At 72.4% G+C, this 23,698-nt stretch carries 26 protein-coding genes; 9 read left to right on the top strand and 17 right to left on the bottom strand.

The window, feature by feature from the left end:
- The first annotated feature begins 10 nt into the window (after window positions 1–10).
- The 3 genes from ACL03H_RS17045 (at window position 11) to ACL03H_RS17035 (ending at window position 4,424) form a co-directional block, all read left to right on the top strand.
- Window positions 11–2,830, top strand: coding sequence for an FtsK/SpoIIIE domain-containing protein (locus ACL03H_RS17045; RefSeq protein WP_412812230.1), 2,820 nt, complete (start codon window positions 11–13; stop codon window positions 2,828–2,830).
- Complete coding sequence (locus ACL03H_RS17040; RefSeq protein ID WP_412812229.1) at window positions 2,827–3,213, top strand: hypothetical protein; 387 nt, start codon at window positions 2,827–2,829, stop codon at window positions 3,211–3,213. The genes ACL03H_RS17045 and ACL03H_RS17040 overlap by 4 nt, the downstream gene beginning before the upstream one ends.
- A 191-nt stretch (window positions 3,214–3,404) precedes the next feature.
- Window positions 3,405–4,424, top strand: coding sequence for an NADP-dependent oxidoreductase (locus ACL03H_RS17035; protein WP_412812228.1), 1,020 nt, complete (start codon window positions 3,405–3,407; stop codon window positions 4,422–4,424).
- 200 nt (window positions 4,425–4,624) lie between these two features.
- On the opposite strand, the gene ACL03H_RS17030 is transcribed toward ACL03H_RS17035, so the two are convergent.
- Window positions 4,625–6,283: an FAD-binding oxidoreductase gene (locus tag ACL03H_RS17030; protein ID WP_412812227.1), complete on the bottom strand. Its 1,659-nt coding sequence runs from the start codon at window positions 6,281–6,283 to the stop codon at window positions 4,625–4,627.
- Window positions 6,284–6,299: 16 nt separating this feature from the next.
- Here ACL03H_RS17030 and ACL03H_RS17025 point away from each other — a divergent pair, with 16 nt between their 5' ends.
- The 4 genes from ACL03H_RS17025 (at window position 6,300) to ACL03H_RS17010 (ending at window position 10,701) form a co-directional block, all read left to right on the top strand.
- On the top strand, window positions 6,300–6,956 hold the full coding sequence (locus ACL03H_RS17025; protein WP_412812226.1) for a TetR/AcrR family transcriptional regulator: 657 nt from the start codon (window positions 6,300–6,302) through the stop codon (window positions 6,954–6,956).
- Complete coding sequence (locus tag ACL03H_RS17020) at window positions 6,953–8,500, top strand: FAD-dependent oxidoreductase (protein WP_412812225.1); 1,548 nt, start codon at window positions 6,953–6,955, stop codon at window positions 8,498–8,500. The genes ACL03H_RS17025 and ACL03H_RS17020 overlap by 4 nt, the downstream gene beginning before the upstream one ends.
- Before the next feature lie 108 nt (window positions 8,501–8,608).
- The gene (locus tag ACL03H_RS17015) at window positions 8,609–9,517 is read left to right on the top strand and encodes an ABC transporter ATP-binding protein (RefSeq protein WP_412812224.1); all 909 of its coding nucleotides are present in this window, start codon (window positions 8,609–8,611) and stop codon (window positions 9,515–9,517) included.
- On the top strand, window positions 9,514–10,701 hold the full coding sequence (locus ACL03H_RS17010; protein WP_412812223.1) for an ABC transporter permease: 1,188 nt from the start codon (window positions 9,514–9,516) through the stop codon (window positions 10,699–10,701). Before ACL03H_RS17015 ends, ACL03H_RS17010 begins: the two co-directional genes overlap by 4 nt.
- A gap of 19 nt (window positions 10,702–10,720) precedes the next feature.
- On the opposite strand, the gene truA is transcribed toward ACL03H_RS17010, so the two are convergent.
- From truA to infA, 8 genes are all read right to left on the bottom strand, one after another.
- The gene (gene truA / locus ACL03H_RS17005; RefSeq protein WP_412812304.1) at window positions 10,721–11,548 is read right to left on the bottom strand and encodes a tRNA pseudouridine(38-40) synthase TruA; all 828 of its coding nucleotides are present in this window, start codon (window positions 11,546–11,548) and stop codon (window positions 10,721–10,723) included.
- Between the two features lie 68 nt (window positions 11,549–11,616).
- A complete protein-coding gene (gene rplQ, locus ACL03H_RS17000) occupies window positions 11,617–12,165 on the bottom strand; it encodes a 50S ribosomal protein L17 (RefSeq protein WP_412812222.1) in 549 nt (182 codons plus the stop codon).
- A gap of 50 nt (window positions 12,166–12,215) precedes the next feature.
- Window positions 12,216–13,298: a DNA-directed RNA polymerase subunit alpha gene (locus ACL03H_RS16995; RefSeq protein ID WP_224956624.1), complete on the bottom strand. Its 1,083-nt coding sequence runs from the start codon at window positions 13,296–13,298 to the stop codon at window positions 12,216–12,218.
- A 144-nt stretch (window positions 13,299–13,442) separates the two neighbouring features.
- Window positions 13,443–14,048, bottom strand: a complete 606-nt coding sequence (rpsD, locus tag ACL03H_RS16990) for a 30S ribosomal protein S4 (protein WP_412812221.1) — start codon at window positions 14,046–14,048, stop codon at window positions 13,443–13,445.
- Between the two features lie 23 nt (window positions 14,049–14,071).
- Entirely contained in the window at window positions 14,072–14,476 is a 405-nt protein-coding gene (gene rpsK / locus ACL03H_RS16985; RefSeq protein WP_224956627.1) for a 30S ribosomal protein S11, read from the bottom strand.
- A 25-nt stretch (window positions 14,477–14,501) separates the two neighbouring features.
- The gene (rpsM, locus tag ACL03H_RS16980; RefSeq protein ID WP_412812220.1) at window positions 14,502–14,882 is read right to left on the bottom strand and encodes a 30S ribosomal protein S13; all 381 of its coding nucleotides are present in this window, start codon (window positions 14,880–14,882) and stop codon (window positions 14,502–14,504) included.
- Between the two features lie 174 nt (window positions 14,883–15,056).
- A complete protein-coding gene (gene rpmJ, locus ACL03H_RS16975) occupies window positions 15,057–15,170 on the bottom strand; it encodes a 50S ribosomal protein L36 (RefSeq protein WP_009948666.1) in 114 nt (37 codons plus the stop codon).
- A 53-nt stretch (window positions 15,171–15,223) separates the two neighbouring features.
- Entirely contained in the window at window positions 15,224–15,445 is a 222-nt protein-coding gene (gene infA / locus ACL03H_RS16970) for a translation initiation factor IF-1 (protein ID WP_009948665.1), read from the bottom strand.
- A gap of 597 nt (window positions 15,446–16,042) precedes the next feature.
- Between infA and ACL03H_RS16965 the strand changes: the two genes are divergently transcribed.
- Both ACL03H_RS16965 and ACL03H_RS16960 read left to right on the top strand, forming a co-directional pair.
- Window positions 16,043–16,690 (top strand): class I SAM-dependent methyltransferase, encoded by a 648-nt coding sequence (locus ACL03H_RS16965; protein WP_412812219.1) that lies wholly within the window; start codon window positions 16,043–16,045, stop codon window positions 16,688–16,690.
- A 110-nt stretch (window positions 16,691–16,800) separates the two neighbouring features.
- Window positions 16,801–17,400 (top strand): class I SAM-dependent methyltransferase, encoded by a 600-nt coding sequence (locus tag ACL03H_RS16960; protein WP_412812303.1) that lies wholly within the window; start codon window positions 16,801–16,803, stop codon window positions 17,398–17,400.
- An 82-nt stretch (window positions 17,401–17,482) separates the two neighbouring features.
- On the opposite strand, the gene map is transcribed toward ACL03H_RS16960, so the two are convergent.
- From map to rpmD, 8 genes are all read right to left on the bottom strand, one after another.
- On the bottom strand, window positions 17,483–18,274 hold the full coding sequence (map, locus tag ACL03H_RS16955; RefSeq protein ID WP_412812218.1) for a type I methionyl aminopeptidase: 792 nt from the start codon (window positions 18,272–18,274) through the stop codon (window positions 17,483–17,485).
- 34 nt (window positions 18,275–18,308) lie between these two features.
- Entirely contained in the window at window positions 18,309–18,866 is a 558-nt protein-coding gene (locus ACL03H_RS16950) for an adenylate kinase (protein ID WP_412812217.1), read from the bottom strand.
- A 249-nt stretch (window positions 18,867–19,115) separates the two neighbouring features.
- Window positions 19,116–20,420 (bottom strand): preprotein translocase subunit SecY, encoded by a 1,305-nt coding sequence (secY, locus tag ACL03H_RS16945; protein ID WP_412812216.1) that lies wholly within the window; start codon window positions 20,418–20,420, stop codon window positions 19,116–19,118.
- 292 nt (window positions 20,421–20,712) lie between these two features.
- Complete coding sequence (locus tag ACL03H_RS16940; RefSeq protein WP_412812215.1) at window positions 20,713–21,309, bottom strand: hypothetical protein; 597 nt, start codon at window positions 21,307–21,309, stop codon at window positions 20,713–20,715.
- A gap of 61 nt (window positions 21,310–21,370) precedes the next feature.
- Complete coding sequence (locus ACL03H_RS16935; protein ID WP_412812214.1) at window positions 21,371–21,976, bottom strand: hypothetical protein; 606 nt, start codon at window positions 21,974–21,976, stop codon at window positions 21,371–21,373.
- Window positions 21,977–22,064: 88 nt separating this feature from the next.
- Window positions 22,065–22,568 (bottom strand): hypothetical protein, encoded by a 504-nt coding sequence (locus tag ACL03H_RS16930; RefSeq protein WP_412812213.1) that lies wholly within the window; start codon window positions 22,566–22,568, stop codon window positions 22,065–22,067.
- Window positions 22,569–23,063: 495 nt separating this feature from the next.
- The gene (gene rplO / locus ACL03H_RS16925; RefSeq protein ID WP_412812212.1) at window positions 23,064–23,513 is read right to left on the bottom strand and encodes a 50S ribosomal protein L15; all 450 of its coding nucleotides are present in this window, start codon (window positions 23,511–23,513) and stop codon (window positions 23,064–23,066) included.
- A 2-nt stretch (window positions 23,514–23,515) separates the two neighbouring features.
- On the bottom strand, window positions 23,516–23,698 hold the full coding sequence (gene rpmD / locus ACL03H_RS16920; RefSeq protein ID WP_412812211.1) for a 50S ribosomal protein L30: 183 nt from the start codon (window positions 23,696–23,698) through the stop codon (window positions 23,516–23,518).

Below are 23,698 nucleotides of genomic sequence, written 5' to 3'. Positions count from 1 at the left end.
GAGGTGGGGTGTGCGCAAACGCAACGAGCGGCGTAGCAGCATCGAAACGGCCTTCGAGCACCTGCGGAGCACCGTCGCGACCGCCCTCGGCGCCGCCGAGAACGAGCTCGACCGGGTGCGCGCCGGATACGCCCAGCAGGAGTTCTCCCAGCGCATCGCTGCCGCCGGGCTCGCCAAGGCCGAGCAGGAACCGGCCTCGGTCGGCGGCGAGCCGGGCCCGGCGTTCGACGGCGCGCTGCGCGAGGCCCGGGCCGAGCGCGAGCGGCTGTTCACCGACTGGACCGGGCAGGGCCCCGACCAGCTGGCGGCGCTCGTCGCCGAGGCCGCACCCGGCACCGCGAGCCGCCCCTGGCAGGAGTGGCTCGGCGCACCGGGCGATGCCGAGGCGAGCGCGCTGCCGCCGCAGCTGTGGCGCATCGGCACCGGTCACGTCCCCGCCTCCCCCGATCCGCGCTCGTTCCCGGTGGCCGTGCCGATGATCGACGAGGCGCACCTGCGGATCACCTCCGGCAGGCAGGGCGCCGATGCCCGCGAGGCCCTGGTGCAGAACCTGCTGCTGCGGGTGCTCAGCCGCTACAAGCCCGGGCTGGTGCGGATCCACGTGTGGGACGTGGCCCAGCTGACCGGGACGCTGCCCGGCCTGTACCCGCTGACCAACGCGGGCCTGCTCACCGCGCACGACCCGACGCGGCTCGGCGAGATGCTGGAGGAGCTCTCCGACCACATCCGCCGCATCCACACCAGCGCGCTCAACGGCGGGCACATCTCGCTGCGCGCGCTGGCCGAGGACACCGGGCGGCGCGAGGAACCCTGGCGGATCGCGGTGCTGTTCGGCGACGGCGAGGCGCTGCGCGAGGAACAGCAGCAGCAGTTGCAGCGGGTAGCGCGCAACGGCCTGGCCTGCGGCGTGCAACTGATCGTCGCCGACCTGCCGATGACGGTGAACAGCTCGGTGGAGTCGGTGCACCTGCACGCCGAGGACGCCCGCACCAGCATGACCGGCCCGGAGGCGGTGGTGCGGCTGGACGCCTCCCCGCCCCGGGAGGCGGTGACGAAGGCCTGCTCGGCGATCGCGGAGGAGTTCATCACCCGCCGTTCCCGGGTCCGCACCTTCCAGGACCTCGTGCCCGCCGAGCTGTGGACGCAGCGATCGGCCTCCGGCCTGCACTCCCCGGCGGGCTTCCACGAGGGCGATCCGATCAACATCACGCTCGGTGACGCGAGCCCGCACACGCTGATCGGCGGGCCGAGCGGCTCGGGCAAGACGAACTTCCTGTACTCGATGCTCGGCGGCATGGCGGCGCGCTACTCGCCGGACGAGCTGGAGCTGTACCTGCTGGACTTCAAGGAGGGCGTCTCCTTCGCGCAGTTCACCCCGGGCCGCCGGGACCCCACCTGGCTGCCGCACGCGCAGCTGGTCGGGGTGAACGTGAACGAGGACCGCGAGTTCGGCCTGGCGCTGCTGCGCTTCCTGTCGACCGAGATGCGGCGCCGCGCGGACGCGGCCAAGGAGCACGAGGTCACCAAGCTGGAGGAGCTGCGCGCCGAGGACCCCGCGGGCCGCTGGCCGCGCATCGTGGCGGTGATCGACGAGTTCCAGTACCTGTTCGCCGAGCGGGACACGGTCTCGGCGCAGGCCACCTCGCTGTTGGAGGACGTCGCGCGACGCGGCCGTTCGCAGGGCATCCACCTGGTGCTGGCCAGCCAGGACGTCTCGGGCATCGAGGCGTTCTGGGGCAAGCCGGCGATCTTCGAGCAGTTCATCCTGCGGATCGCGCTGCCGAAGGCCCGCCGGGTGCTCGCGGACCAGAACGACGCGGCGCTCGCGCTGCCGCGCTGGCACGCGGTGATCAACCACGAGTCCGGCGTCAAGCACGGCAACGAGGTCGCGCGGATCCCGGACGCCACCGCCAAGGGCACCTTCGACGAGCTCCAGCGCAGGCTGTGGGAGCGGCGGCCGGAGGGATCGGCCCCGCCCCGGCTGTTCGACGGTTCGCTGCTGCCCGCGCTGCCGGACCGTCCTGCCCCGTCCGGGCCCTCCCCGGCCCCGGAGGCGTTGCTGGGCCAGGTGATCGACGTGAACGGCACCCCCGCGTCGGTCCGGGTGGACCGCTCGCCGGGGCGGAACCTGGCGGTCATCGGTTCGGTGCGGGTCGACGCGGTGAGCGTGCTCGGCGCGGCCGCGCTCTCGCTGGCGGCGGCGCACGAGCCGGGAGCGGTCCGGTTCACGGTGCTGAGCCTGGTCGAGGAGGTCACCGCCGACGTCTCGGCACTGGTCGGGGCGTTGGAGCGGCAGCACGAGGTCGAGGTCCACTACGGCGTGGACGCGGCCACGGAGGTCGTCCCGCGGCTGGCCGCGAAGATCGCCGACCGAGCCGCCGACAAGGGCGGGGACACCCGGCCCGAGTACGTGCTCTGCTACGGCGTGGACGCTGCCCACTCGGCGATGGAGGTCAAGGACCCGTCGACCTTCACCAGCGGGCTCGACCACCTGCGCAAGCTGCTCAAGCAGGGTCCGGAGCAGCGGGTGCACGTGCTCGGCTGGTGGCGCAGCGCGCAACGGCTCAAGACGACGCTGATGGGCCCGGTGGACGAGATCGGCGCGTGGGTCGCCTTCGACGTGCACGGCCAGGAGCTCTCCAGCTTCGCCGCGGGCCAGCTGGTGCACTGGTCGCCGCGAGCCCGGCGCGGCCTGTTCTTCGACCGCTCGGTGCACGCCCAGCCGGAGGTCGTCCTGCCCTTCGACCTCACCGGCGCGCTCGGCGCCGGGGTTCCCCGCCCCCGGGCGGAGGCGGCGGTACCCCTGGACGACCGGAAGGACGCGGAATGAGCGAGGTCCCGGCGGCGGCCCGCTACAAGGAGATCATCGCCGCCGCCAGCGGCGCGGCGGAGCGGATGCGCGAGCACGAGCGGGAGAAGTCGGCCCGGCTCGCGCCGGAGGTCGCCGCGGCCGAGCAGCGGATCGCCGCGGCGGCCGAGAGCCGGGACGCGGTGCGCGCGAAGGTCGACCAGACCTGGAAGGAAGCGATGGCCGCGCTCTGGAACGAGCGCTGGATGCGGGTCACCCCGATCCCCGACCCGGACCGCCGGGTGGCGGCCGGGCGCGCGGAGACGTTGATCGCCTCGGTGCAGGAGGCCTGCGACGCGCTGCAGCGCTCGCTCGGCAGGTCCCGCTGGTCGCCCTCGCTGCGGCGGAGCCGGAACCCGGAGTGAGCCCGCCGCCGGGGCCCCTGCCGATCGCTTCGGCGGCGACAGCGTCCCGGGAATGATCCGCGCGGTGGGTTGGTTGCGGGGAGGGGACGCCGTCGTCGCGCACGGGTAGTCGCGCGCCACCATCATGGAGTCGGCGAACCACCTGTGCACCCTATTTACGATACGAACCAGTTCCACATATGGAGGCCGACGTGACGAACCAAGGACTTCCGGAGACCGGCGTCGAGATCCGGCTCGCGAGCCGCCCGAACGGTTTCCCGGTCAGGGAGAACTTCGAGATCGCGGAGGCACCGGTGCCCGCCCCCGGCGAGGGCGAGATCCTGGTCCGCAACGAGGTGATGAGCGTGGACCCGGCGATGCGCGGCCGGATGAACGACGTCCAGTCCTACGTGCCGCCGTTCCAGCTCGGCAAGGCCCTCGACGGAGGCGCGGTCGGCGAGGTCATCGCCTCGAACTCACCGCGGTTCCAGGTCGGCCAGCACGTGCTGCACGGCCTCGGGTGGCGCGAGTACGCGACGCTCGACGCCGAGCGCGCCGCCCCGGTCGACCCGGACGCGGCCCCGCTGAACGCCTACCTGGGCGTGCTCGGGATGCCCGGGATGACCGCGTACGTGGGCCTGTTCGAGATCGCGAAGTTCCGCGAGGGCGACACCGTCTTCGTCTCCGGCGCGGCAGGCGCGGTGGGCTCGCTGGTCGGCCAGCTCGCCAAGCAGAACGGGGCCGCGAAGGTCATCGGCAGCGCGGGTTCGGCGGAGAAGGTCCGCTACCTCACCGAGGAACTCGGGTTCGACGCGGCCTTCAACTACAAGGACGGTCCCGTCGCCGAGCAGCTCGCGCAGGCCGCGCCGGACGGCATCGACGTGTACTTCGACAACGTCGGCGGGGACCACCTGGAAGCGGCGATCGACCAGCTCAACGACTTCGGGCGCATCGCGGCCTGCGGAGCGATCTCGGTCTACAACGACACCGACCCGACGCCGGGCCCCCGGAACATGTTCCAGATCGTGAAGAAGCGGCTCAACATCCGCGGCTTCATCGTGATCGACCACGTCGACCTGCGCGAGCGCTTCCAGACCGACGTCGCGCCGCTGGTCCGCGACGGGCGGTTGCGCTACACCGAGACGGTGGTGGAGGGCCTGCGCAACGCGCCGGACGCCTTCTTCGGCCTCCTGCGCGGGGAGAACACCGGCAAGATGCTGGTCACCGTCTGACCCCGGACCGGGCGGTCCGCTCGACCGGACGGGCCGCCCGACTCCACCGCGGCACCCCTCCGCGCCCGGGGCAGGAGTTCCGCCCAGCTCCCGGGGCGGCCGCCGGGCCGTCGTTCGGGCGACCGGGATCGCTGGAGCGCGGGCCCGTCTTCGGGAGGCTTGCGCGGCGCCCCTGCGAGATCGCCGGGGCCGGGAGGCGGTCAGCCGATGAGCTTGCCCGGGTTGAGGATGCCGGTGGGATCGACCGCGCCCTTCACGGCCGCGAGCACCGAGGTGCCGATGGCGCCGATCTCCGACTCCAGCCAGGGCCGGTGCTCGGTGCCGACGGCGTGCTGGTGGGTGAGCGTGCCGCGCCCCAGCTCGTGACCGGGCACCCGCTGCGTGATCGCCTCCGTCGCGGCCGCCTTCGCCCGCTCCCACTGCCCGACCGGGTCCTGCGCGCTGCGCGCCGCCAGCACCGTGAAGTGCAGCGAAGCTCCCGTCTCGTAGGCGTGCGCGAGGTGGCACATGACGATCGGCGGCTGCCCGTCGCGCTCCAGCTCGCGCACCAGCGCCGCGCGCACCGCCGAGCGCAGCTCGCTGAGCCGCGACCAGCACGTCGCTGTCTCCAGCGTCTCCACGCACACGCCGAGGTCCAGCAGCGCGTCCCGCTGGCGCGGGCCGGCGAACCGGTTGGCCTGCCAGGCCTCCCCGCCGCGCGGCCCCAGCCGCAGCGCGCGGAACCCGCCGAGCGCGCGCAGCGTCGCGGCGCGGCGCTGCTTGAGCTCCGCCGCGCTCGACGCCTCCCAGCCGAGCACCAGCAGGCAGGGCTCGTCGATGCGGCTGCCCAGCAGCAGGGTGCGCAGCGCCCGCGACTTCACCCCGCCCGCCAGCTCCAGCTGCGCCGTCGTCTCGTCCACATCGGACAGCCGGGTGACATCGGCGAGCACCCGGTGCTGCGCCAGCGCGCGCACGGCGTCCGCGGCGGCCTGCCACCCGTCGAGCACCAGCGCCTCGCAGCGCAGCTCGGCGGGCTTGGGCCGCACCCGCAACGCGACCTCGGTGATCACGCCCAGCGCGCCTTCCCCGCCGATCGCGAGCTGCCGCAGGTCGGGCCCGGCGGCCGAGGCGGGCCCGGAACCGAGCCGCCACTCCCCCGCCGGAGTCGCCACCCGCACCCCTTCGACCATGTCCCCGAACCGCCCGTAACCCGCGGAGGCCTGACCCGCGGAGCGCGTCGCGGCGAACCCGCCGATGGTCGCGCGCTCGAACGACTGCGGGAAGTGCCCGAGGGTGAAGCCGTGCGCCGCCAGCTCGGATTCCGCCTCCGGCGCCCGGACCCCGGCCTGCAGCACCACGAGCCTCGACACCGGGTCCACCGACACCAGCCGGTCCAGGCGAGCCAGGTCCAGCGCCACCACCGCCGGTTTGTCGCCGCGCAGCGCGGCGACCCCGCCGACGACGGAGGTCCCGCCGCCGAAGGGCACCACGGCGACGTCGTGGCGCGCGCAGACCTCCAGCACCCGCTGCACCTGCCCGGGATCCGCGGGCAGCAGCACCGCGTCCGGCACCGCCAGGTCCGCGCCGTCGCGGCGGCGCACCAGGTCCACGTAGGACAGACCTCCGGCACGGCCGAGCCGCGCGGTGTCGTCGGTCCGCACCTGGTGCTCGCCCAGCAGCTCCCCCAGCTCCGCGCGGGCTGGTTCCGGCAGCGCGCTGGCCGGCACCTCCAGCAGCGAGGGCGGGGCGGCCGGCGTGGTCTCGCCACCGAGGCCGAGCCGGGTGGACAGCCAGCGCAGCGCATGGGCGGACAGCGGGGCCGCACCGGCCCCGGAGGCCGTCCAGCCACCGCGCAGGGTGTGGTCGATCAACTCGCTCACCAGTACAGTGTTACACATGGCGTCGCAACGTCACAGCGCCGCGGGCTGGCCGGGACTGCCGTCCCGGACCGCGCCCAACCGCGTCGAGGACACCGAGATCCTGCGGGCCGCGCGGGACAGCGTGCTCGCGCACGGCGTGCGGCGCACGACGCTCACCGAGATCGCCCGGCGGGCCCGGATCAGCCGGATGACGCTGTACCGCCGCTACCCCGACGTCTCGGGCCTCGTCAGCGCCCTGATCACGGCCGAGCTCACCGCGGTGCTGCGCCGCGCGCGGGAGCACGAGGGCACCGGCACCGCCCGCGAGCGGCTCGTGCGGGCCGCCTCCGCAGCCGTGCGTCAGCTCCAGCGCTCGGCGCTGCTGCGCCGGGTGCTCGACACCGATGCCGAACTGCTGCTGCCCTACCTCGTGGAGCGCTTCGGCAGCGCCCAGGTCACCGCCGAGCGCTTCGTGCTCGGCTACCTCACCGAGGGTCACGCCGACGGCTCGGTCCGCCGCACCGACGCCACCGCGCAGGCCAGGACGCTGCTGCTGCTCGCGCAGTCCTTCACGATCTCCGCCCGGCCCGCCACGGCGGGCACCGACGCCGACGCCCTGCGGCGGGAGCTGGCCGCCGTGCTCGACGCGGCGCTGCGTCCCGCCACCCGACCAGCCTTCCCGGAGGCCCCATGAGCACGACTCCGCTGCCCGCAGGATCGCTGCGCGCCACCTCGCTCAACGCGGCCCGCCGCGAGACCGAGCTGGACGCGGTCGCCGCGGAGCGGCTGGACCTGCTCGTGGTCGGGGCCGGGCTCACCGGCACCGGTGCGGCGCTGGACGCCGCCTCCCGGGGGCTCCGGGTGGCGCTGGTGGAGGCAGGGGACCTCGCCGAGAGCGACGCGGGCTGGCCCGGTCCGATCGGCGGCGGACCGCGCGCCCTCGAACCGGCCGAGCTCGTCCGCGCCCGGGAGCGCGCGGCGGAACGCGCGGTGCTGCTCACCCGCACCGCACCGCACCTGGTGCGCACGCTGCCCCAGCTGCTCCCGCTGCGCGAGGGCACGTCCCGCCGCACCGAAGCCGCCCGCACCGCTGCCGCGCACGCCGAGGACGCGCTGCGGCGCGCCGCGCGCACGCCGACCGCGCTGCTGCCCGCACCGCGCCGGGTCCCGGCGGTGGAGGCCGCCGCGCTCATCCCCGGCCTGCGCACCTCGGGGCTGCGCGGCGGGCTGCTCAGCTACGACGCCCGGCTCGTCGACGACGTCCGGCTGGTCGTCGCGCTCGCCCGCACCGCCGCCGGGTTCGGCGCCCGGGTGCTCACCCGGGTGCGCGCGGTCGGCCTGGACCGGGACGGCGCGGACGCCGTCGACGAGCGCACCGGCGAGGCGCTGCGGCTGTCCGCCCGGGCCGTGGTGAACGCGACCGGCGCGCGGGCCGGGGAGCTCGCGCCGGAGTTCCGGCTGCGCGCGGTCCGCGAGTCGCACCTCCTCGTCGACGCCGAAGCCGCCGGGATCACCGGCACCGCGCTGGTGCCGGTGGACGGCGGGATCGCGCTGCTGCCGCCGGGCGACGAGCCGCACTTCCCCGCCACCGCTCACCTCGGCCCGCGCACCGCGCCGGAGGCCGCGACCGGGCAATCCGATGTGGACGAGCTGCTGGCGGCGGTCCGCACCGAGCTCGGGGCCCCGCTCGGCCCCGAGCAGCTGCTCGGTTCGGCCGCCGCGCTGCGCCCGGCGCTGGACGAACCCGGCGGGAAGCTCCCCGACCTGTCCCGCGCGCACCTGGTGCGCGCCTCGCCGGACGGAGTGGTGACCGTCGTCGGCGGCGATCGCGTGGGCTACCGGCGGCGCGCCGCCGAGGCCGTGGACACCGCCGTGCGCGCCGCGGGTCTGCCCGCCGGCCCGTCCCGCACGGCCGCCGTGCCACTGGTCGGCGCCGCCGACCGGGCCCGGCTCGACCAGGTCGAGGCGCCCGCCAGGCTCGTCGCCCGGTACGGCACCGAGGCCGCCCGGGTCGCCGCGCTCGCCGAGCTGGACGCCGACCTCGCCGAACCCGTCGCGGAGGGCACCGGGCTCACCGCGGCCGAGGTGCTCTGGGCGGTGCGGCACGAAGGCGCGCTGGAGCCCGAGGACGTGCTGGCCCGCCGCGGCGGCCTCGGCGCGCGCCGCGACCTGAGGGAGGCCGCCGCCCCGGCCGTCACCGAGATCGTCGACAAGGCCCTGCGCGGCTTGCTCGACTGACGCGCGGGCGTGACCCGTCCCACCCGGCCCCGAGCACCACCCCGGCCCGGCGCCCCGCGCTCATCGGGCACGATGACCCCGGAGCGGACCACCGGAGGAGGCGTCGCGATGGACAGCGGCCTGGAGATCGATCGAGTCTCCAAGCGCTACGGGCGGACCACCGCCCTGCGGGACATGACGTTCACCGTGGCGCGCGGCGAGCTGTTCGGCTTCGTCGGCAGCAACGGCGCGGGCAAGACCACCACGATGCGCATCGCGCTGGGGGTGCTCGCCGCCGACTCCGGCGAGGTCCGCTTCGGCGGCGCCCCGCTGGACCTCGCCGCCCGCAGGCGCTTCGGCTACATGCCGGAAGAGCGCGGCCTCTACCCCAAGATGAAGGTCGGCGACCAGCTCGCCTACCTCGGTGAGCTGCACGGCATGAGCCGACAGCGGGCCCGCGAGGCAGCCGTCCGCTGGACCGACCGGCTCGGGCTGGGGGAACGCCGCGACGAACAGGTGCAGCGGCTCAGCCTCGGCAACCAGCAGCGCGTCCAGCTCGCCGCCGCGCTGGTGCACGATCCCGAGGTGCTGGTGCTCGACGAACCGTTCTCCGGGCTGGACCCGGTCGCGGTCGGCGTGATGAGCGACGTGCTGCGCGAGACCCGGGACCGGGGCATCCCGGTGCTGTTCTCCAGCCACCAGCTCGACCTGGTGCAGCGGCTCTGCGACCGGGTCGGGATCGTCGCGGCGGGTTCGCTGGTCGCGTGCGGCACCGTCGACGAGCTGCGCCGGCGCGGGCCCGCGCGGCTGCGGGTGCACGCGCCGCTGGCGCCCGCGAACTGGGCCGACGGGCTGCCCGAGGCCCGCGTGCTGTCGCTGCGGGAAGGGCGCACCGTCCTCGAACTCGCCGAGGGCGCCGACGATCAGGCCGTGCTCCGCGCCGCGCTGGCGACCGGCCCGGTGCACGAGTTCCGCCGCGAGCGCCCCGACCTCACCGACCTGTTCCGCACCGCCGTCACCGAGGAGGGCACCGCGTGAGCCCCGCCCGCACCGTGTGGACCGTCGCCCGCCGCGAGGTCACCACCCGCATCCGCACCCGGTCCTTCCTGATCAGCACCGGGGCGATCCTGGCCGTCCTCGTCGGCTACGCCGCGCTGGTGCTGTTCATCGGGCAGCAGGGCCGCACGGCCGAGGTCGGCTTCACCGGGCAGGCCAACGCGATCGCCACCCCCTTCGAGAGCACCGCCACCCGGCTCGGCACCGAGGTCCGCACCAGCCAGGTCCCGGACCAGGCCACCGGGGAACGACTGCTCGCCGACGGCGAGCTGAACGCGCTGGTCACCGGGGCTCCCGACGCGCTGAACCTGGTGGTGCGCGACACCCCGCCCCCGCGGATCCGGACCGCGCTGGACGAGGTGGTGCGCCAGCAGGCCCTGGACGCCGAGCTCGCGATGGCCGGCCTCGAACCCGCCGAGGTGCACGCGGTCCTCGCGGGCGCGCACGTGCAGGTGCGGAGCCTGGAACCGGCCGACCCGCAGCGCGGCCAGCGGCTCGGGGTGGCCATCGGCGCGGGAGCGGTCCTCTACTTCTTCCTGATCTCCTTCGGGCAGGCCGTGGCGCAGGGCGTGGTGGAGGAGAAGACCAGCCGCGTGGTGGAGATCCTGCTCTCCACGATCCGACCCGCCCAGCTGCTCGCGGGCAAGGTCCTCGGCATCGGGCTGGCGGGGCTGGTGCAGTTCGCGCTGGTCGGCGGGATCGGGATGCTCGCCGCCGTCGGCACCGGAGCGCTCGCGCTGCCCTCGTCCGCGCTGCTGGGCACCGCGCTGTGGACGCTGGTGTGGTTCCTGCTCGGCTTCGCCCTCTACGCCACGGTGCTCGCGGCGGCGGCCTCCCTGGTCTCCCGGCAGGAGGACCTGCAGGGCGTGGTCACGCCGGTGATCATGGCGTTGGTGGTGCCGTTCGTCGTCGGGGTGAGCCTGCTGCCGTCCGATCCCGAGAGCCCGGTCGGCGCGGCGCTGTCGCTGGTTCCCGGCTTCTCCCCGGTGCTGATGCCGATGCGCACCGCGCTCGGCGTCGCCGCGCCCTGGGAGGCCGCGCTGGCCGTGCTGCTCGATCTGGTCGCGCTGGCGGTCCTGATCCGCGTCGGCGGCCGCGTCTACGCCGGGGCCGTCCTCCGGTCCGGCGCCCGCACCTCTCTCCGCGACGCCCTCCGCCGCTCCTGATCCCGGGAGCCGCGGGACCTCAGAGGGAGCGGAGGGCCCGGGTGCTCTCCGCCCGGGCGGCCAGCTCGGCGTCGTCCGGGTAGTCCACCCCGACGAGGCTGAGGCCGTGGGCGGGGGCGACGGCGCTGGTGCGCTCGGTCGAACCCGCGAGCTCGGCGGGCCAGGCCCGGCCCCGCCGCCCGTCGCCGACCAGCAGCAGGGCGCCCACCAGGCTGCGCACCATCGAGTGACAGAAGGCGTCCGCGCTCACCCGGGCCACCACCAGGTGCTCGGCGACCCGCTCCCACTCGAAGCGCTGCAACTCGCGCACCGTCGTCGCGCCCTCGCGCGGCTTGCAGAACGCGGCGAAGTCCCGCAGCCCCAGCAGCTCCCGCGAGGCCGTGTTCAGCGCGCTCACGTCCACCGGCCGGTTCCAGGCCAGGGTGTCCCGCCGCCGCAGCGGATCGACGCCCCACGGGGCGTCGGAGACCTGGTAGCGGTAGTGCCGCCGCAGCGCGGAGAACCGCGCGTCGAAGCCCTCCGGGGCCACCGAGGCGGCCAGCACCCGCACGTCGCCGGGCAAGATCCGGTTCCACCGGTGCCGCATCCGCTCCAGGTCCGGGACGCCGTGCTCGTCCACCGGCAGCCGACCGGGCGCGGCGGGGTCGAAGGGCACCACGTCCAGGTGCACCACCTGGCCCTCCGCGTGCACCCCGGCGTCCGTGCGGCCCGCGACGACGACCGAGCGCGGGATCTCCCGGCCGGGCGGCTGCTTGGCGAGCGCGTCCTCCAGCAGTCCCTGCACCGTCCTCCTGCCGGGCTGCTTGGCCCAGCCGGAGAAGTCCGTGCCCTCGTAGGAGACGCCCAGGCGAAGACGAACGAGCCCGCCCTCCCCGGAGGGAGCGACGGGCTCGTTCGCAGCGTCAGCAGCCGGAATCAGGACTCGTCCTTCTTCTCGGCCTCCTCGGCCTTCGCCTCGGGGGCGTCGTCGGCCTTGGCCTCGTCCGCCTTCGCCTCGGTGGCCTCGGCCTCGACCGCGGGGGTCTCCTCGGCCGGGGTCTCCTCGGCGGGCTCGGCGTCCTTGGCGAACTTGGTGCCGCGAGCGGCTTCCGCCTCGGAGGTGACGGTCTTCTCCGTCACCAGGGCGATCACGGCCATCTTGGCGCTGTCACCGCGACGCGGCATCGCCTTGATGATCCGGGTGTAACCGCCCGGCCGCTCCGCGAAGTGCGGACCGATCTCGGCGAAGAGCTTGTGCACGACGTCCTTGTCGCGGATGGTCTTCATGACCTCGCGACGGTTGTGCAGGTCGCCCTTCTTGGCCTTCGTGATCAGGCGCTCGGCGAGCGGACGCAGCCGCTTCGCCTTCGCCTCGGTCGTCGTGATCTTGCCGTGCTCGAACAGCGATGTGGCCAGGTTGGCCAGCATCAGCCGCTCGTGCGCCGGCGACCCGCCGAGACGCGCTCCCTTGGTGGGGGTGGGCATCGCTTGCTCCTCTCAAGGCGCGGATCGGGTGGCCCTCCCGCGCAACACAGCTACAGCTGCTCTGTCTCCGCGTAGTCCTGACCGTCGTCGTAGCCGTTGTCCTCGGCCACCGACAGGGAGCCCAGCGGGGTGTCGTCGTCCGCGGACCAGCCCTCCGAGGCGTACTCGGCGGCAGCCGCGGACGGGTCGAACCCGGGCGGGCTGTCCTTGAGGGACAGGCCCAGGCCCACCAGCTTCAGCTTGACCTCGTCGATGGACTTCGCACCGAAGTTGCGAATGTCCAGCAGGTCCGCCTCGCTGCGCGACACCAGCTCGCCGACGGTGTGGATCCCCTCCCGCTTGAGGCAGTTGTAGGAGCGCACCGTCAGGTCCAGGTCCTCGATCGGCATCGCGTAGGCCGCGATGGTGTCGGCCTCCGCCGGCGACGGCCCGATCTCGATGCCCTCGGCGTCGACGTTGAGCTCGCGCGCCAACCCGAACAGCTCCACCAGCGTCCGACCGGCCGAGGCCACCGCGTCGCGCGGGGTGATCGACGGCTTGGTCTCGACGTCCAGGATCAGCTTGTCGAAGTCGGTGCGCTGCTCGACGCGGGTCGCCTCGACCTTGTACGTCACCTTCAGCACCGGCGAGTAGATCGAGTCGACCGGGATGCGGCCGATCTCGGCACCCGTCTGCTTGTTCTGCACCGCCGGGACGTAGCCGCGACCGCGCTCGACGACGAGCTCGATCTCCAGCTTGCCCTTGCCGTTGAGCGTGGCGATGTGCAGGTCCGGGTTGTGCACGGTGACCCCGGCCGGCGGCACGATGTCGGCCGCGGTGACCTCACCGGGGCCCTGCTTGCGCAGGTACATCGTGACCGGCTCGTCCTCCTCGGAGCTCGTGACGAGCTCCTTGAGGTTCAGGATGACGTCGGTGACGTCCTCCTTCACGCCCGGGATGGTGGTGAACTCGTGCAGCACACCGTCGATCCGAAGGCTGGTGACGGCCGCACCGGGGATGGAGGACAGCAGGGTCCGGCGCAGCGAGTTGCCGAGGGTGTACCCGAAGCCGGGCTCCAGCGGCTCGATGACGAACCGGGAGCGGGTCTCGGTCACGGCCTCTTCGGCCAGTGAGGGTCGCTGGGAGATGAGCATGTGAATTTCCTTTGCCTCACGACGCCCGCTATTTGACGTCGATGGAATGGCTGCCCGCGGCGGACCGCGGGCGGACGGCGGAATCCGGCTCCGCCGCCCGGACGGCCACCGCCGGCGACCTGGTCGGGCCGCCGGCGGGAAGCATCACTTCGAGTAGAACTCGACGATGAGCTGCTCGGTGACCGGGGTGTCGATCTGCGCGCGCTCCGGGAGCTGGTGCACCAGGACGCGGAGGTTCGACGGCACGACCTGCAACCACGCCGGGACCGGGCGCTCGCCCACGGTCTCCTTGGCGATGATGAACGGAGTGGTGCCCACCGACTTCGGCTTGACGTCGATGATGTCGAACTTCGAGACCTGGAAGCTCGGAACGTCCACCTTGGTGCCGTTCACGAGGAAGTGCCCGTGGCTGACCAGCTGGCGGGCCATCCGCCGGGTGCGGGCCAGGCCCGACCGGTAGATGACGTTGTCCAGGCGCGACTCCAGCAGCTGCAGGAGGTTCTCGCCGGTACGGCCGGTGCGGCGGTTGGCTTCCTCGTAGTAGGAGCGGAACTGCCGCTCCAGGATGCCGTAGGTGAACCGGGCCTTCTGCTTCTCCTGGAGCTGCAGCAGGTACTCGGTTTCCTTGATGCGCGCGCGGCCGTGCTGCCCCGGCGGGTACGGGCGGCGCTCGAACGCCTGGTCCCCACCGATGAGGTCAACCTTGAGACGGCGGGATTTGCGGGTCGCGGGACCGGTGTAACGTGCCATCTTCTTCTACTCCTCTCCCGCGATCAGACCCGGCGCCGCTTGGGCGGCCGGCAGCCGTTGTGCGGCTGCGGGGTCACGTCCTGGATCGTGCCGACCTCGAGGCCGGCGGCCTGCAGCGAGCGGATCGCCGTCTCGCGGCCCGAGCCCGGGCCCTTCACGAAGACGTCGACCTTCTTCATGCCGTGCTCCGCGGCCTTGCGGGCGGCGTTCTCAGCGGCCATCTGCGCGGCGTACGGGGTGGACTTGCGAGAGCCCTTGAACCCGACGTGGCCCGCGGAGGCCCAGCTGATCACCGCACCGGTCGGGTCCGTGATGGACACGATGGTGTTGTTGAAGGTGCTCTTGATGTGCGCCTGTCCGTGCGCGACATTCTTCTTTTCCTTGCGCCGCACCTTCTTGACGGCGCCGGTGCGAGACTTGGGTGGCATAGCGGTAGTGGTCTCCTAGCGAGGCTTACTTCTTCCCGGCCTTCTTCTTGCCGGCGACCGTCTTCTTCGGCCCCTTGCGGGTACGGGCGTTGGTCTTCGTCCGCTGCCCGTTCAACGGGAGGTGGCGGCGGTGCCGCGTCCCCTCGTAGCAACCGATCTCGATCTTCCGGCGGATGTCGGCCGCGACCTCGCGGCGCAGGTCACCCTCGACCCGGTAGTGGTTCTCGATGAAGTCGCGCAGCTTGGCGAGCTCTTCATCGGTGAGATCCTTGGCGCGGGCGTCGAAGGAAATCTCCGTCGCCTTCAGGATCTCCTGGGAGCGGCTGCGGCCGATCCCGAAGATGTAGGTCAGCGCGACCTCCATGCGCTTGTCGCGCGGGAGGTCGACACCGGTGATCCGTGCCATTGCGGCAGGTCTCCTTCGTGTCGTTCCAGGTCTGCAGCCCCTGCCACCCCCGCACCGGATCCGGTGCGGAGCCCCGGCCTGGAACCGGAGGTGGACCGGCTCACTCACGAGCCAGCAGGTCAGGGGAGTTCCCTTGGGTTGTCTTTGTCAGCTATCCGTCCGCGACGGGAGCGATCAGCCCTGGCGCTGCTTGTGGCGCTGGTTGTCGCAAATGACCAGAACCCGCCCGTGACGGCGGATGACCTGGCACTTGTCGCAGATTCTCTTCACACTCGGCTGGACCTTCACGGTCGTGCTCTCCTGCTCGGACGCGTGCCCGGGTCTCCCGGACACCGTGGAGGTCACTTGTAGCGGTAGACGATGCGCCCACGGGAAAGGTCGTAGGGCGAGAGCTCCACGACGACCCGGTCCTCGGGCAGGATGCGGATGTAGTGCTGACGCATCTTGCCACTGATGTGCGCGAGGACCTTGTGCCCGTTCTCCAACTCGACGCGGAACATCGCGTTGGGGAGCGGCTCGATCACGCGACCCTCGACCTCAATGGCCCCGTCTTTTTTGCCCATGTCCTCCGCGTTTCGTGACGGTGACGGTTGTTAAGGCTTGCGCCTTCGCCCACGTGCCCCGGAGACTTCACCCGGGAGCCGTGGCGGACGCGCTCGAACCGATCCGGCACGGCCTCCGGCTGACAGCCGCGAGGTGCCTGCGGGATCCGACCGGCGGATCCTGAGCGGAACCCCCGGTGTTCGCCCGCGAGCACGAGGCACGACGAACCGGCGCGACGAGTGCGCCGTTGCTCCACTGTACGCGCCACCGCTTCCGCCCCTCACCCGGGGCCTCGGCAACATCCCTGGTCGGCGGCCCGCCGAGGGATCCGGTACCACGGCGGGCCCGGGATCCGACCCCCCGCGCGCGTCCGGGCACGGTCCGCTACCAGGCCCTCGGCGCCCCCGCCACGCCCTCTCGGGCGGTTGCGGTCCCGCTCGCGGGCTGTCTACGTTCGATCTCATCCGCCGGAACGACGACGACGTCGACCGGCGCGGCTGCTGGAACTCCGGCGACCGGGCACCACCCCGCTCCGCCGGGTACCGGCGCGAGCGGCCCTGCCCCGGCTCAGGAGCACCGGCGGTCCCCGAACCGACATCCGCGCTTCGAGGAGAGCAGTGACCGCCCAACAGCACCACGCATCCACGCCCCGGAACCCGGCGAGAAGGCTCGGCGAGTACCGCACGTTCTTCACCGGTGCCGTGCGCAACCCGCGCGAGGTCGGCGCCGCCACCCCGACCTCGGCCGCCGTCGCGGCGACCGTCGCGCAGGTGGTGCCGACCACGGGCGCGCCGGTGGTCCTGGAACTGGGCCCCGGCACGGGCTCGCTCAGCAGCGGGATCCGGGAGCGGCTGCCCGCCGGGGCCCGGCACATCGGCATCGAGCTCGTCGACGAGATGGTCGCGCACCTGCGCGAGAACGCCCCCTGGATGGAGGTCGTGCACGGCGACGCGGGCGACCTGGTCCCGCTGCTGGCGGAGCGGGGCGTCGACCAGGTGGACGCGGTGATCAGCAGCATCCCGTGGTCGCTGCTCGACGACCCCGACCAGGCGCGGATCCTCGACGAGGTCGTCAAGGCGCTCGCCCCGCGGGGGGCGTTCACCGCGCTGACCTACGTGTCCGCCGAGCGCAGCTCCGGCGGCAGGCGGTTCCGCAAGCGGCTGGAGGAGACGTTCGACGAAGTCCTCACCCTCACCACCTGGCGGAACCTCCCCCCGATCCTGCACTACATCTGCCGCCGCCCCCTGGACCGAACCATCGGGTGATCGACTCCGGGTATTTCCCCCAGGACGCGTCGGGGCGGCCCGGGCTCCGCTCCCGGGTCGCTACCGTGCCAGCACCACACCCCCGACCGATCCAGGAGCGCCGCGTGAACATGCAAGCCAAGTTGCGGGAGTACCGCACCTTCGTCACCCGCGCAGTGCGGCAGCCCGGGACCGTGGGTGCCGTGCTGCCCACCTCGGCGCACGTGGCGAGAGCGGTCGCGGAGGTCGTGCCCACCACCGGGTCTCCCACCGTGCTCGAGCTCGGCCCCGGCACCGGGGCCCTCAGCGGGGCGCTGCGCGAACGACTCCCGGACGAGGCGGATCATCTCGCCGTCGAGATCGACCCGGAGATGGTGCGGTACCTGAACTCGACGAAGCCGTGGCTGGAGGTCGTGCACGGCGACGCCCGCCACCTCCCCGAGCTGCTCGAAGCGGCGGGCCGCCACCGGGTGAACGCGGTGATCAGCAGCATCCCCTGGACGCTGCTGCCCGTCGACCAGCAGCGCGCGCTGCTCGACCAGGTCTCCGAGGTGCTGACCGAGGACGGCGTGTTCACCACGGTCACCTACGTGACGACGCTGTGGCGGGCGAACACGATCGCGTTCACCGGGTTGCTGCGGGAGACCTTCGAGGAGGTGCTGCCCCGCAGCACGGTGTGGCGCAACGTCCCGCCCGCCCGGGTCTACGTGTGCCGCCGACCCCGGCGCTAGGTCCCGGACAGCACTGCGCCGCGGGGCCCAGCGGGCTCCGCGGCGCGTCTCGGTCGTGGCGGCGAACCGTCTTCCGGACCGATCAGCTCTCCGGGGCGGTGAGCACCCAGGGGCCGTCCTCGGTGATCGCGACGGTGTGCTCCCAGTGGGCCGAGCGGGAACCGTCGGCGGTGACCACGGTCCACTCGTCGGCGAGCTCCTCGGTCTCCGCGGAGCCCAGCGCGAGCATCGGCTCGACCGCCAGGGCCATCCCGACTCGCAGCTTCGGGCCGCGCCCCGGCTTGCCGAGGTTCGGCAGGAACGGCTCCATGTGCATCTGGGTGCCGATGCCGTGCCCGCCGTACTCCTCGATGATCCCGTACTCGATGCCGTCCGCTCGGCCCGCCGCTTGGGCGGCCGTCTGCACGGCGTGCGAGATGTCGGTGAGGTGGTTGCCGGCCTGGGCCTTCTGCAACCCGGCCCACATCGCGGCGCGCGTCGCGTCGGACAGCGCCTGGTCGCGCTCGCCGACCGCGCCGATCGACAGGGTGACCGCCGAGTCCCCGTGCCAGCCGTCGAGGATGGCGCCGCAGTCCACCGAGAGCAGATCGCCCTCGGCCAGGACCTCGGCCTTCGACGGGATGCCGTGCACGATCTTCTCGTTCAGCGAGGCGCAGATCGACGCCGGGAAGCCGTGGTAGCCCTGGAAGGACGGCACCGCGCCCGCGTCCCGGATGGTCTGCTCGGCGATCTCGTCGAGTTCCCCGGTGCTGGCGCCCGGCACCGCCTTCGCGGAGACCGCCGCGAGCGCGCTCGCGACGACCAGGCCGGCCGCCCGCATGGCCTCGATCTCACCGGTCGACTTGAGCTCGATGCCCTTGCCTCGCCGAAACACCCGTGCTCCGCTCCTCGGAATTCCTGCGCGCCCGTCAGGCCTTCTTCTGGCCCAACGCGTCCAGCGCGCGTTCGGTGATCTCTTCGACCGAACCGAGGGCGTCGATCTTGACGACCTTGGGCCGGTAGTAGTCCAGCAGCGGCTCGGTCTCCGAGTGGTAGACCGCGAGCCTGCGCCGGATCACGTCCTCCGTGTCGTCCGAGCGGCCGCGGTCCAGCATCCGCCGGACCAGCTCCTCCTCGGGCACGTCGAACTGGAGGACGGCGGTGAGCTCCATGCCGTTCTCGGCGAGGATGTCACCGAGGACGTCGGCCTGCGGGGTGGTGCGCGGGAAGCCGTCGAGCAGGAAGCCTTCCTGCGCATCGGGCTCCGCCAGCCGCTCGCGGACCATCTCGTTGGTGACCTCGTCGGGGACCAGCTCGCCCGCGTCGATGTACGACTTGGCCTTCTGCCCGAGGGGCGTGGAGTTCCCGATGTTCGCCCGGAACAGGTCGCCGGTGGAGATGTGCGGAACGGCGAGCCGTTCGCCCAGCACGGCCGCTTGGGTGCCCTTGCCCGCTCCGGGCGGGCCGACGAGAACCAATCGCACCAAGGGTCTGCCTCCGAATCATTGCGGTGGTCTGCCGCCACCTTCGTCGAGCGCTCCGCACTGCACCGGAGTGCGGATGCTGATCACCGCGCGAGCTGCCCGGCGGAATCGACGCCGGGCGACCGGGCCGGTGCACCGGCCACAGCCGCCCGCAGCGTCGTCACGGTCGAACACCATAGTGCACGCGGCCAGCGGACCTCCGCCCGCTTCCGCGATGCGAAACGACGGGTCCGCCATCCGTATCCGGCGAGTTTACCGGAGGAAACCCTCGTAGTTCCGCTGCGTGAGCTGGCTCTCGATCTGCTTCACCGTGTCCAGACCCACGTTGACCATGATCAGCACCGCGGTGCCGCCGAACGGGAAGTTCTGGTTCCCGCCCTGGCCGGTCAGCCCCAGGAAGAAGTTCGGGAGGATCGCGATGATGCCCAGGTACAGCGAGCCGGGCAGCGTGATCCGGGAGAGCACGAAGCTCAGGTACTCGGCGGTCGGCCGCCCCGGGCGGATGCCCGGGATGAACCCGCCGAACTTCTTCATCTCGTCCGCCCGCTCCTCGGGGTTGAACGTGATCGAGACGTAGAAGTAGGCGAAGAAGATGATCATCGCCATGTACAGCAGGATGTGCACCCAGCTGGACGGGTCGACGATGTAGGTCTGGATGAACCGCGCCCACCAGGAGTCCTGGTTGCCCGCGAGCTGGCCGAGCAGCTGCGGCAGGTAGAGCAGCGAGGAACCGAAGATCACCGGGATGACACCGGCCTGGTTCACCTTCAGCGGCAGGTAGGTCGAGGTCCCGCCGTACATCCGGCGGCCGATCATGCGCTTGGCGTACTGCACCGGGATCCGGCGCTGCGCCTGCTCGATGAAGACCACCGTCGCGATGATGGCCACCGCGAACACGCAGACCACCCCGAACACGAGGCCGCCGTGCGTCTGCAGGATCTTGCCGCCCTCGGCGGGGATGCGAGCCGCGATCGAGGTGAAGATGAGCAGCGACATGCCGTTGCCGACACCGCGCTCGGTGATCAGCTCACCCATCCACATCAGCAGCGCGGCGCCCGCCGTCATCACGACCACGATGGTGATGAGGTTCAGCACCGAGCTGTCCGGGATGACGTCCGCGGAGCAGTCCGGGAACAGCTGGCCGCGCTCGGCGAGCGCGACGATGCCCGTCGCCTGCAGCACCGCCAGGGCGATCGCCAGGTACCGGGTGTACTGGGTCAGCTTCGCCTGGCCGGACTGGCCTTCCTTCTTGAGCTGCTCGAAGCGCGGGATGACCACCTGCAGCAGCTGGACGATGATGCTCGCCGTGATGTAGGGCATGATGCCCAGCGAGAGCACCGAGAGCTGCAACAACGCGCCACCGCTGAACAGGTTCAACAGCGAGAAGACGCTCTGACTGCCCTGCAGTTCCTGATAGCACTGCTGGACGTTCGGGTACGACACCCCCGGAGAGGGAATCGTGGCGCCGAGCCGGTACAGCACGACCATGCCCAGTGTGAACAGGATCTTGCGGCGCAGGTCCGGCGTCGCCAGAGCCGAGCGGAAGGCGCCGAGCACGCGAACCTCCTGGTGCGCAAGCCGGGAGTACCGGCCGAACGATGGCCGGCTTCCCAAATCCTCGTACGCGGGGCCGGCACGGCTGGAAAATCCGCAGCACCGTGCCTGGCACGGTGCTGCCTGGGCGACTCTAGCAGGTCGCCGAACGCGCTCCGGCGGTCGGCGGTGATCCGCCGCACTCCCCGATCCTTCCCGTTCGGAGATCATCGCTGGGAACGTCCCGGGCGCGGCGCGATGACCCCGGGCGACGGGGCGGGGCGACGCCGGAGCGGACCCCGCCCCGCGCTCCGGCTCACTCGCAGTTGGCGGCCTTCTCCTCGTCCGTCATCGGGCTGGTGTCCTGCACGACCGTGCCCTGCTGCTCATCGGCGGGGCCGGTGACCTCCATGGGCACGTACCAGATGTAGTGGTCGTAGAACTTGTCCTCGAAGTGCAGCTCGTAGGTGCCCGTCACCCTCTGCATCCGCGGGCCGTGGTAGACCCGGCCGGCATCGCCCGGGTTCACGTCGATGTTCGTCGTCTGGCTCTCGGTGTGCGATTCCTTCCACTCGTGGCCGTAGCTGGCCTTGAAGGTCACCTTGAACACCTCGCCGAACGTGGTGGCCATCGACAGCCCGAGACTGTTGCTCTCCGCGGTGGTGTCCGACCAGGTGACGCCCATCCGCTGCGGCAGCTCCGTGCAGTTGAAGGTGGGGCTGCCGACCTGCTCGCTGGTGTTCTGGAAGTACTCCGGCTCGCCCTCCGGGTGGAAGACGCAGCTGTCGGTGCCGTTGTCGCACTTGTCCAGCAGCTCGCGCGCGGTGGGCTCCTCGGCGGCCGAGGCGGGCGGGGCGATCAGCAGTCCGGCGGCGGCGGTCGCGGCCGCGGCGGAGGCGATGCGGCGGATCATCGGTGGGCCTCTTCTCGCTCGGCGGGACTCGTCGTGGGCGGCAGGGTGCGGTTCCGGGACATCACGGGCACTGGGAGATCTCCTCCTCGGTCATGTCCCGCACGTGCTGGCTGACCGCGCTCGTCGGGTCCGGGGCCGGGCCGGTGACCTCCATCGGCACGTACCAGATGTAGTGGTCGTAGAACTTGTCCTCGAAGTGCAGCTCGTAGGTGCCCGTCACCTTCTGCATCCGCGCGGCGCGCTCCACCGTGCCCACCTGGTTCGGTTCGGTGTCCACGTAGGTCGCCTGGGATTCGGTGTGCGACTCCTCCCAGGTGTGCTGGTAGCTCTGCTCGTAGGCCACGGCGAAGACCTTGCCGAACCCGGCCTCCGTGGTCATCGACAGCCCGACGCTGTTGCTCTGCGAGGTGGTGTCCGACCACTCCACCGAGAAGCGCTGCACGCCGTCGGTGCAGTTGTAAACCGGATCGCCCACGGTGTGCCGGTCCTCCGCGTAGTGCTCGGGCTGCCCTTCGGGGTGGAAGACGCAGCTGTCGGTGCCGTTGTCGCACTTGTCCATGAGCTCGCGGACGGTCGGCTCGTCGGCCGCCGAGGCGGCGGGCGCGAAGGCCAGGGCGGTCAGGGAGATCGCGGAGACGAGCACCGCGCTGGTTCTGCGTGGGGACATGGCTTCTCCTCGTTGAGAGCGGATCCCGCGGCGAACTCGCTTTCCGCACGACCGGGCTTCGCCGCGGGGGCCCCGGCCGCGCGGACGTTCAGCTCAATCCCACCGACTGCGCGCGGTCGTTCATGAGATCGCCGACGTAACCGGTGTTCTCCTCGAACGGGCCGTCCCGGTCGCCACCGAGGTCCGGCTCGGGGTAGAGCCAGACCCAGCAGTTCGCCCAGGGCTGCACCGAGCTGACGCGGTTCTTCCAGTCGTCCGGGAGGTCGAGCTGGTACTCGACCTTGCCGTCCTTCTCGCACAACCCGGCGCCGTAGATGGTGAAGCTGGCGCCGCCGTAGTTCTCCTCGTCGAACAGCGTGGCCTGGACGACCTCGCCGTCGCGGGCGTCCGCGGTCCGCCGCTCGGCGCTCGCGGTGGCCTCGGCCAGGCTTCCGAAGCAGTGCTGCTGCCCGCTTCCGACCTCGAAGGTGCAGTGGCTCGGCGCGTCCTCGGACCGCTGCGGGGCCGCCGGTGCCTCGGCCGCCGCGAGGCCCGGAACGGCGGCGACGGCCAGCGACGCCGCCACCCCTGCTAGCCGCGTTCGATAGCGCATGTCCCGCTCCCGGTGCTCGTGGGGGCGCCGGGTGGCCCGGCGCGCTGACCCGATCAACCTAGAGCGGTACGCGAAAGGTCTGCACCACCCGTGGGAGCGCTTCCATTCGGCGGAACGGCGGTCATCACTCACACCTTCCGCTGCGACCGAACAGCGCAGCGACACTGCGCTGAACGCCCCGGCCGACGCGCGCCGGAATCCGCCAGGCCCCGGCCGGGGGCGGATCGTCGCAGCGCAGCAGGGCCCCGCTCGAATTCGGGAGGGGCGCCGCGAGCCGCCTGAGCGGGACCGCGCCGGTGAGCACCGGGGGAATCACCGCCAGGAACCGGGAACTCGCGTTCCCCGCCGAGACCCCGACCGGGCGCGAGTCGACCCACCGGAGGTCCGGGCGGTACGGGAGGCGCGGAACTTCCCGGCCTCACCCGCCCGATGACAGCAGAAGGGCCGGCCGACCCTGAGGTCGACCGGCCCTTCCGAGCGGAATCACCGGAGCGTTCAGCTCTCCAGCTTGGTGGCGGAGCCACCCGCGGCGGTGATCTTCTCCTGCGCGGAGCCGGTGAAGGCGTGCGCGGTGACGTCGAGCTTGACGCCCTCCAGCTCGCCACCACCGAGGATCTTCACGAGCTCGCCCTTGTTGGCCAGCCCAGCGGAGATCAGCTCGTCGATGCCGACGGTGCCACCGTTCGGGAACGCGGCCGCCAGGCGGCCGAGGTTCACGCCTTGGTACTCCACCCGGTTGCGGTTCTTGAAGCCGCGAAGCTTCGGAAGCCGCATCTGGATCGGCATCTGCCCGCCTTCGAAGCGCGGGGAGACGTTCTTGCGAGCCTTGGTGCCCTTGGTACCGCGGCCCGCGGTCTTGCCCTTGGAACCCTCACCGCGGCCGACCCGGATCTTGTCCCGGTTCGACCCCGGCGCGGGCCGCAGGTCATGGATCTTGATGACCATGCTCAGTCGACCTCCTCGACCGTGACGAGGTGGTGCACGACCCTGACCAGGCCACGCGTGTTCGCGTCGTCCGGGCGCACCACCGTCTGGCGGATCTTGCGCAGGCCGAGGGTGCGCATGCTCTCGCGCTGGTTGCGCTTGGTGCCCACCAGACCACGCGTCTGGGTGATCTTCAGCTGTGCCAC

Source organism: Saccharopolyspora antibiotica, assembly GCF_047200635.1.
In the GTDB taxonomy this organism is placed as follows: domain Bacteria; phylum Actinomycetota; class Actinomycetes; order Mycobacteriales; family Pseudonocardiaceae; genus Saccharopolyspora_C.
The sequence above is the reverse complement of the archived record's forward strand: the minus strand, read 5'-3'. Positions and strand labels throughout refer to the sequence as shown.

Coding starts and splice junctions, on each gene's coding strand:
- ACL03H_RS17040 (WP_412812229.1), top strand. CDS start 2,827: ATGAGCGAGGTCCCGGCGGCGGCCCGCTACAAGGAGATCATCGCCGCC.
- ACL03H_RS17025 (WP_412812226.1), top strand. CDS start 6,300: ATGGCGTCGCAACGTCACAGCGCCGCGGGCTGGCCGGGACTGCCGTCC.
- ACL03H_RS17020 (WP_412812225.1), top strand. CDS start 6,953: ATGAGCACGACTCCGCTGCCCGCAGGATCGCTGCGCGCCACCTCGCTC.
- ACL03H_RS17015 (WP_412812224.1), top strand. CDS start 8,609: ATGGACAGCGGCCTGGAGATCGATCGAGTCTCCAAGCGCTACGGGCGG.
- rplQ (WP_412812222.1), bottom strand. CDS start 12,165: ATGCCCACCCCCACCAAGGGAGCGCGTCTCGGCGGGTCGCCGGCGCAC.
- ACL03H_RS16995 (WP_224956624.1), bottom strand. CDS start 13,298: ATGCTCATCTCCCAGCGACCCTCACTGGCCGAAGAGGCCGTGACCGAG.
- rpsD (WP_412812221.1), bottom strand. CDS start 14,048: ATGGCACGTTACACCGGTCCCGCGACCCGCAAATCCCGCCGTCTCAAG.
- rpsK (WP_224956627.1), bottom strand. CDS start 14,476: ATGCCACCCAAGTCTCGCACCGGCGCCGTCAAGAAGGTGCGGCGCAAG.
- rpsM (WP_412812220.1), bottom strand. CDS start 14,882: ATGGCACGGATCACCGGTGTCGACCTCCCGCGCGACAAGCGCATGGAG.
- infA (WP_009948665.1), bottom strand. CDS start 15,445: ATGGGCAAAAAAGACGGGGCCATTGAGGTCGAGGGTCGCGTGATCGAG.
- ACL03H_RS16960 (WP_412812303.1), top strand. CDS start 16,801: ATGCAAGCCAAGTTGCGGGAGTACCGCACCTTCGTCACCCGCGCAGTG.
- ACL03H_RS16940 (WP_412812215.1), bottom strand. CDS start 21,309: ATGATCCGCCGCATCGCCTCCGCCGCGGCCGCGACCGCCGCCGCCGGA.
- ACL03H_RS16935 (WP_412812214.1), bottom strand. CDS start 21,976: ATGTCCCCACGCAGAACCAGCGCGGTGCTCGTCTCCGCGATCTCCCTG.
- ACL03H_RS16930 (WP_412812213.1), bottom strand. CDS start 22,568: ATGCGCTATCGAACGCGGCTAGCAGGGGTGGCGGCGTCGCTGGCCGTC.
- rplO (WP_412812212.1), bottom strand. CDS start 23,513: ATGGTCATCAAGATCCATGACCTGCGGCCCGCGCCGGGGTCGAACCGG.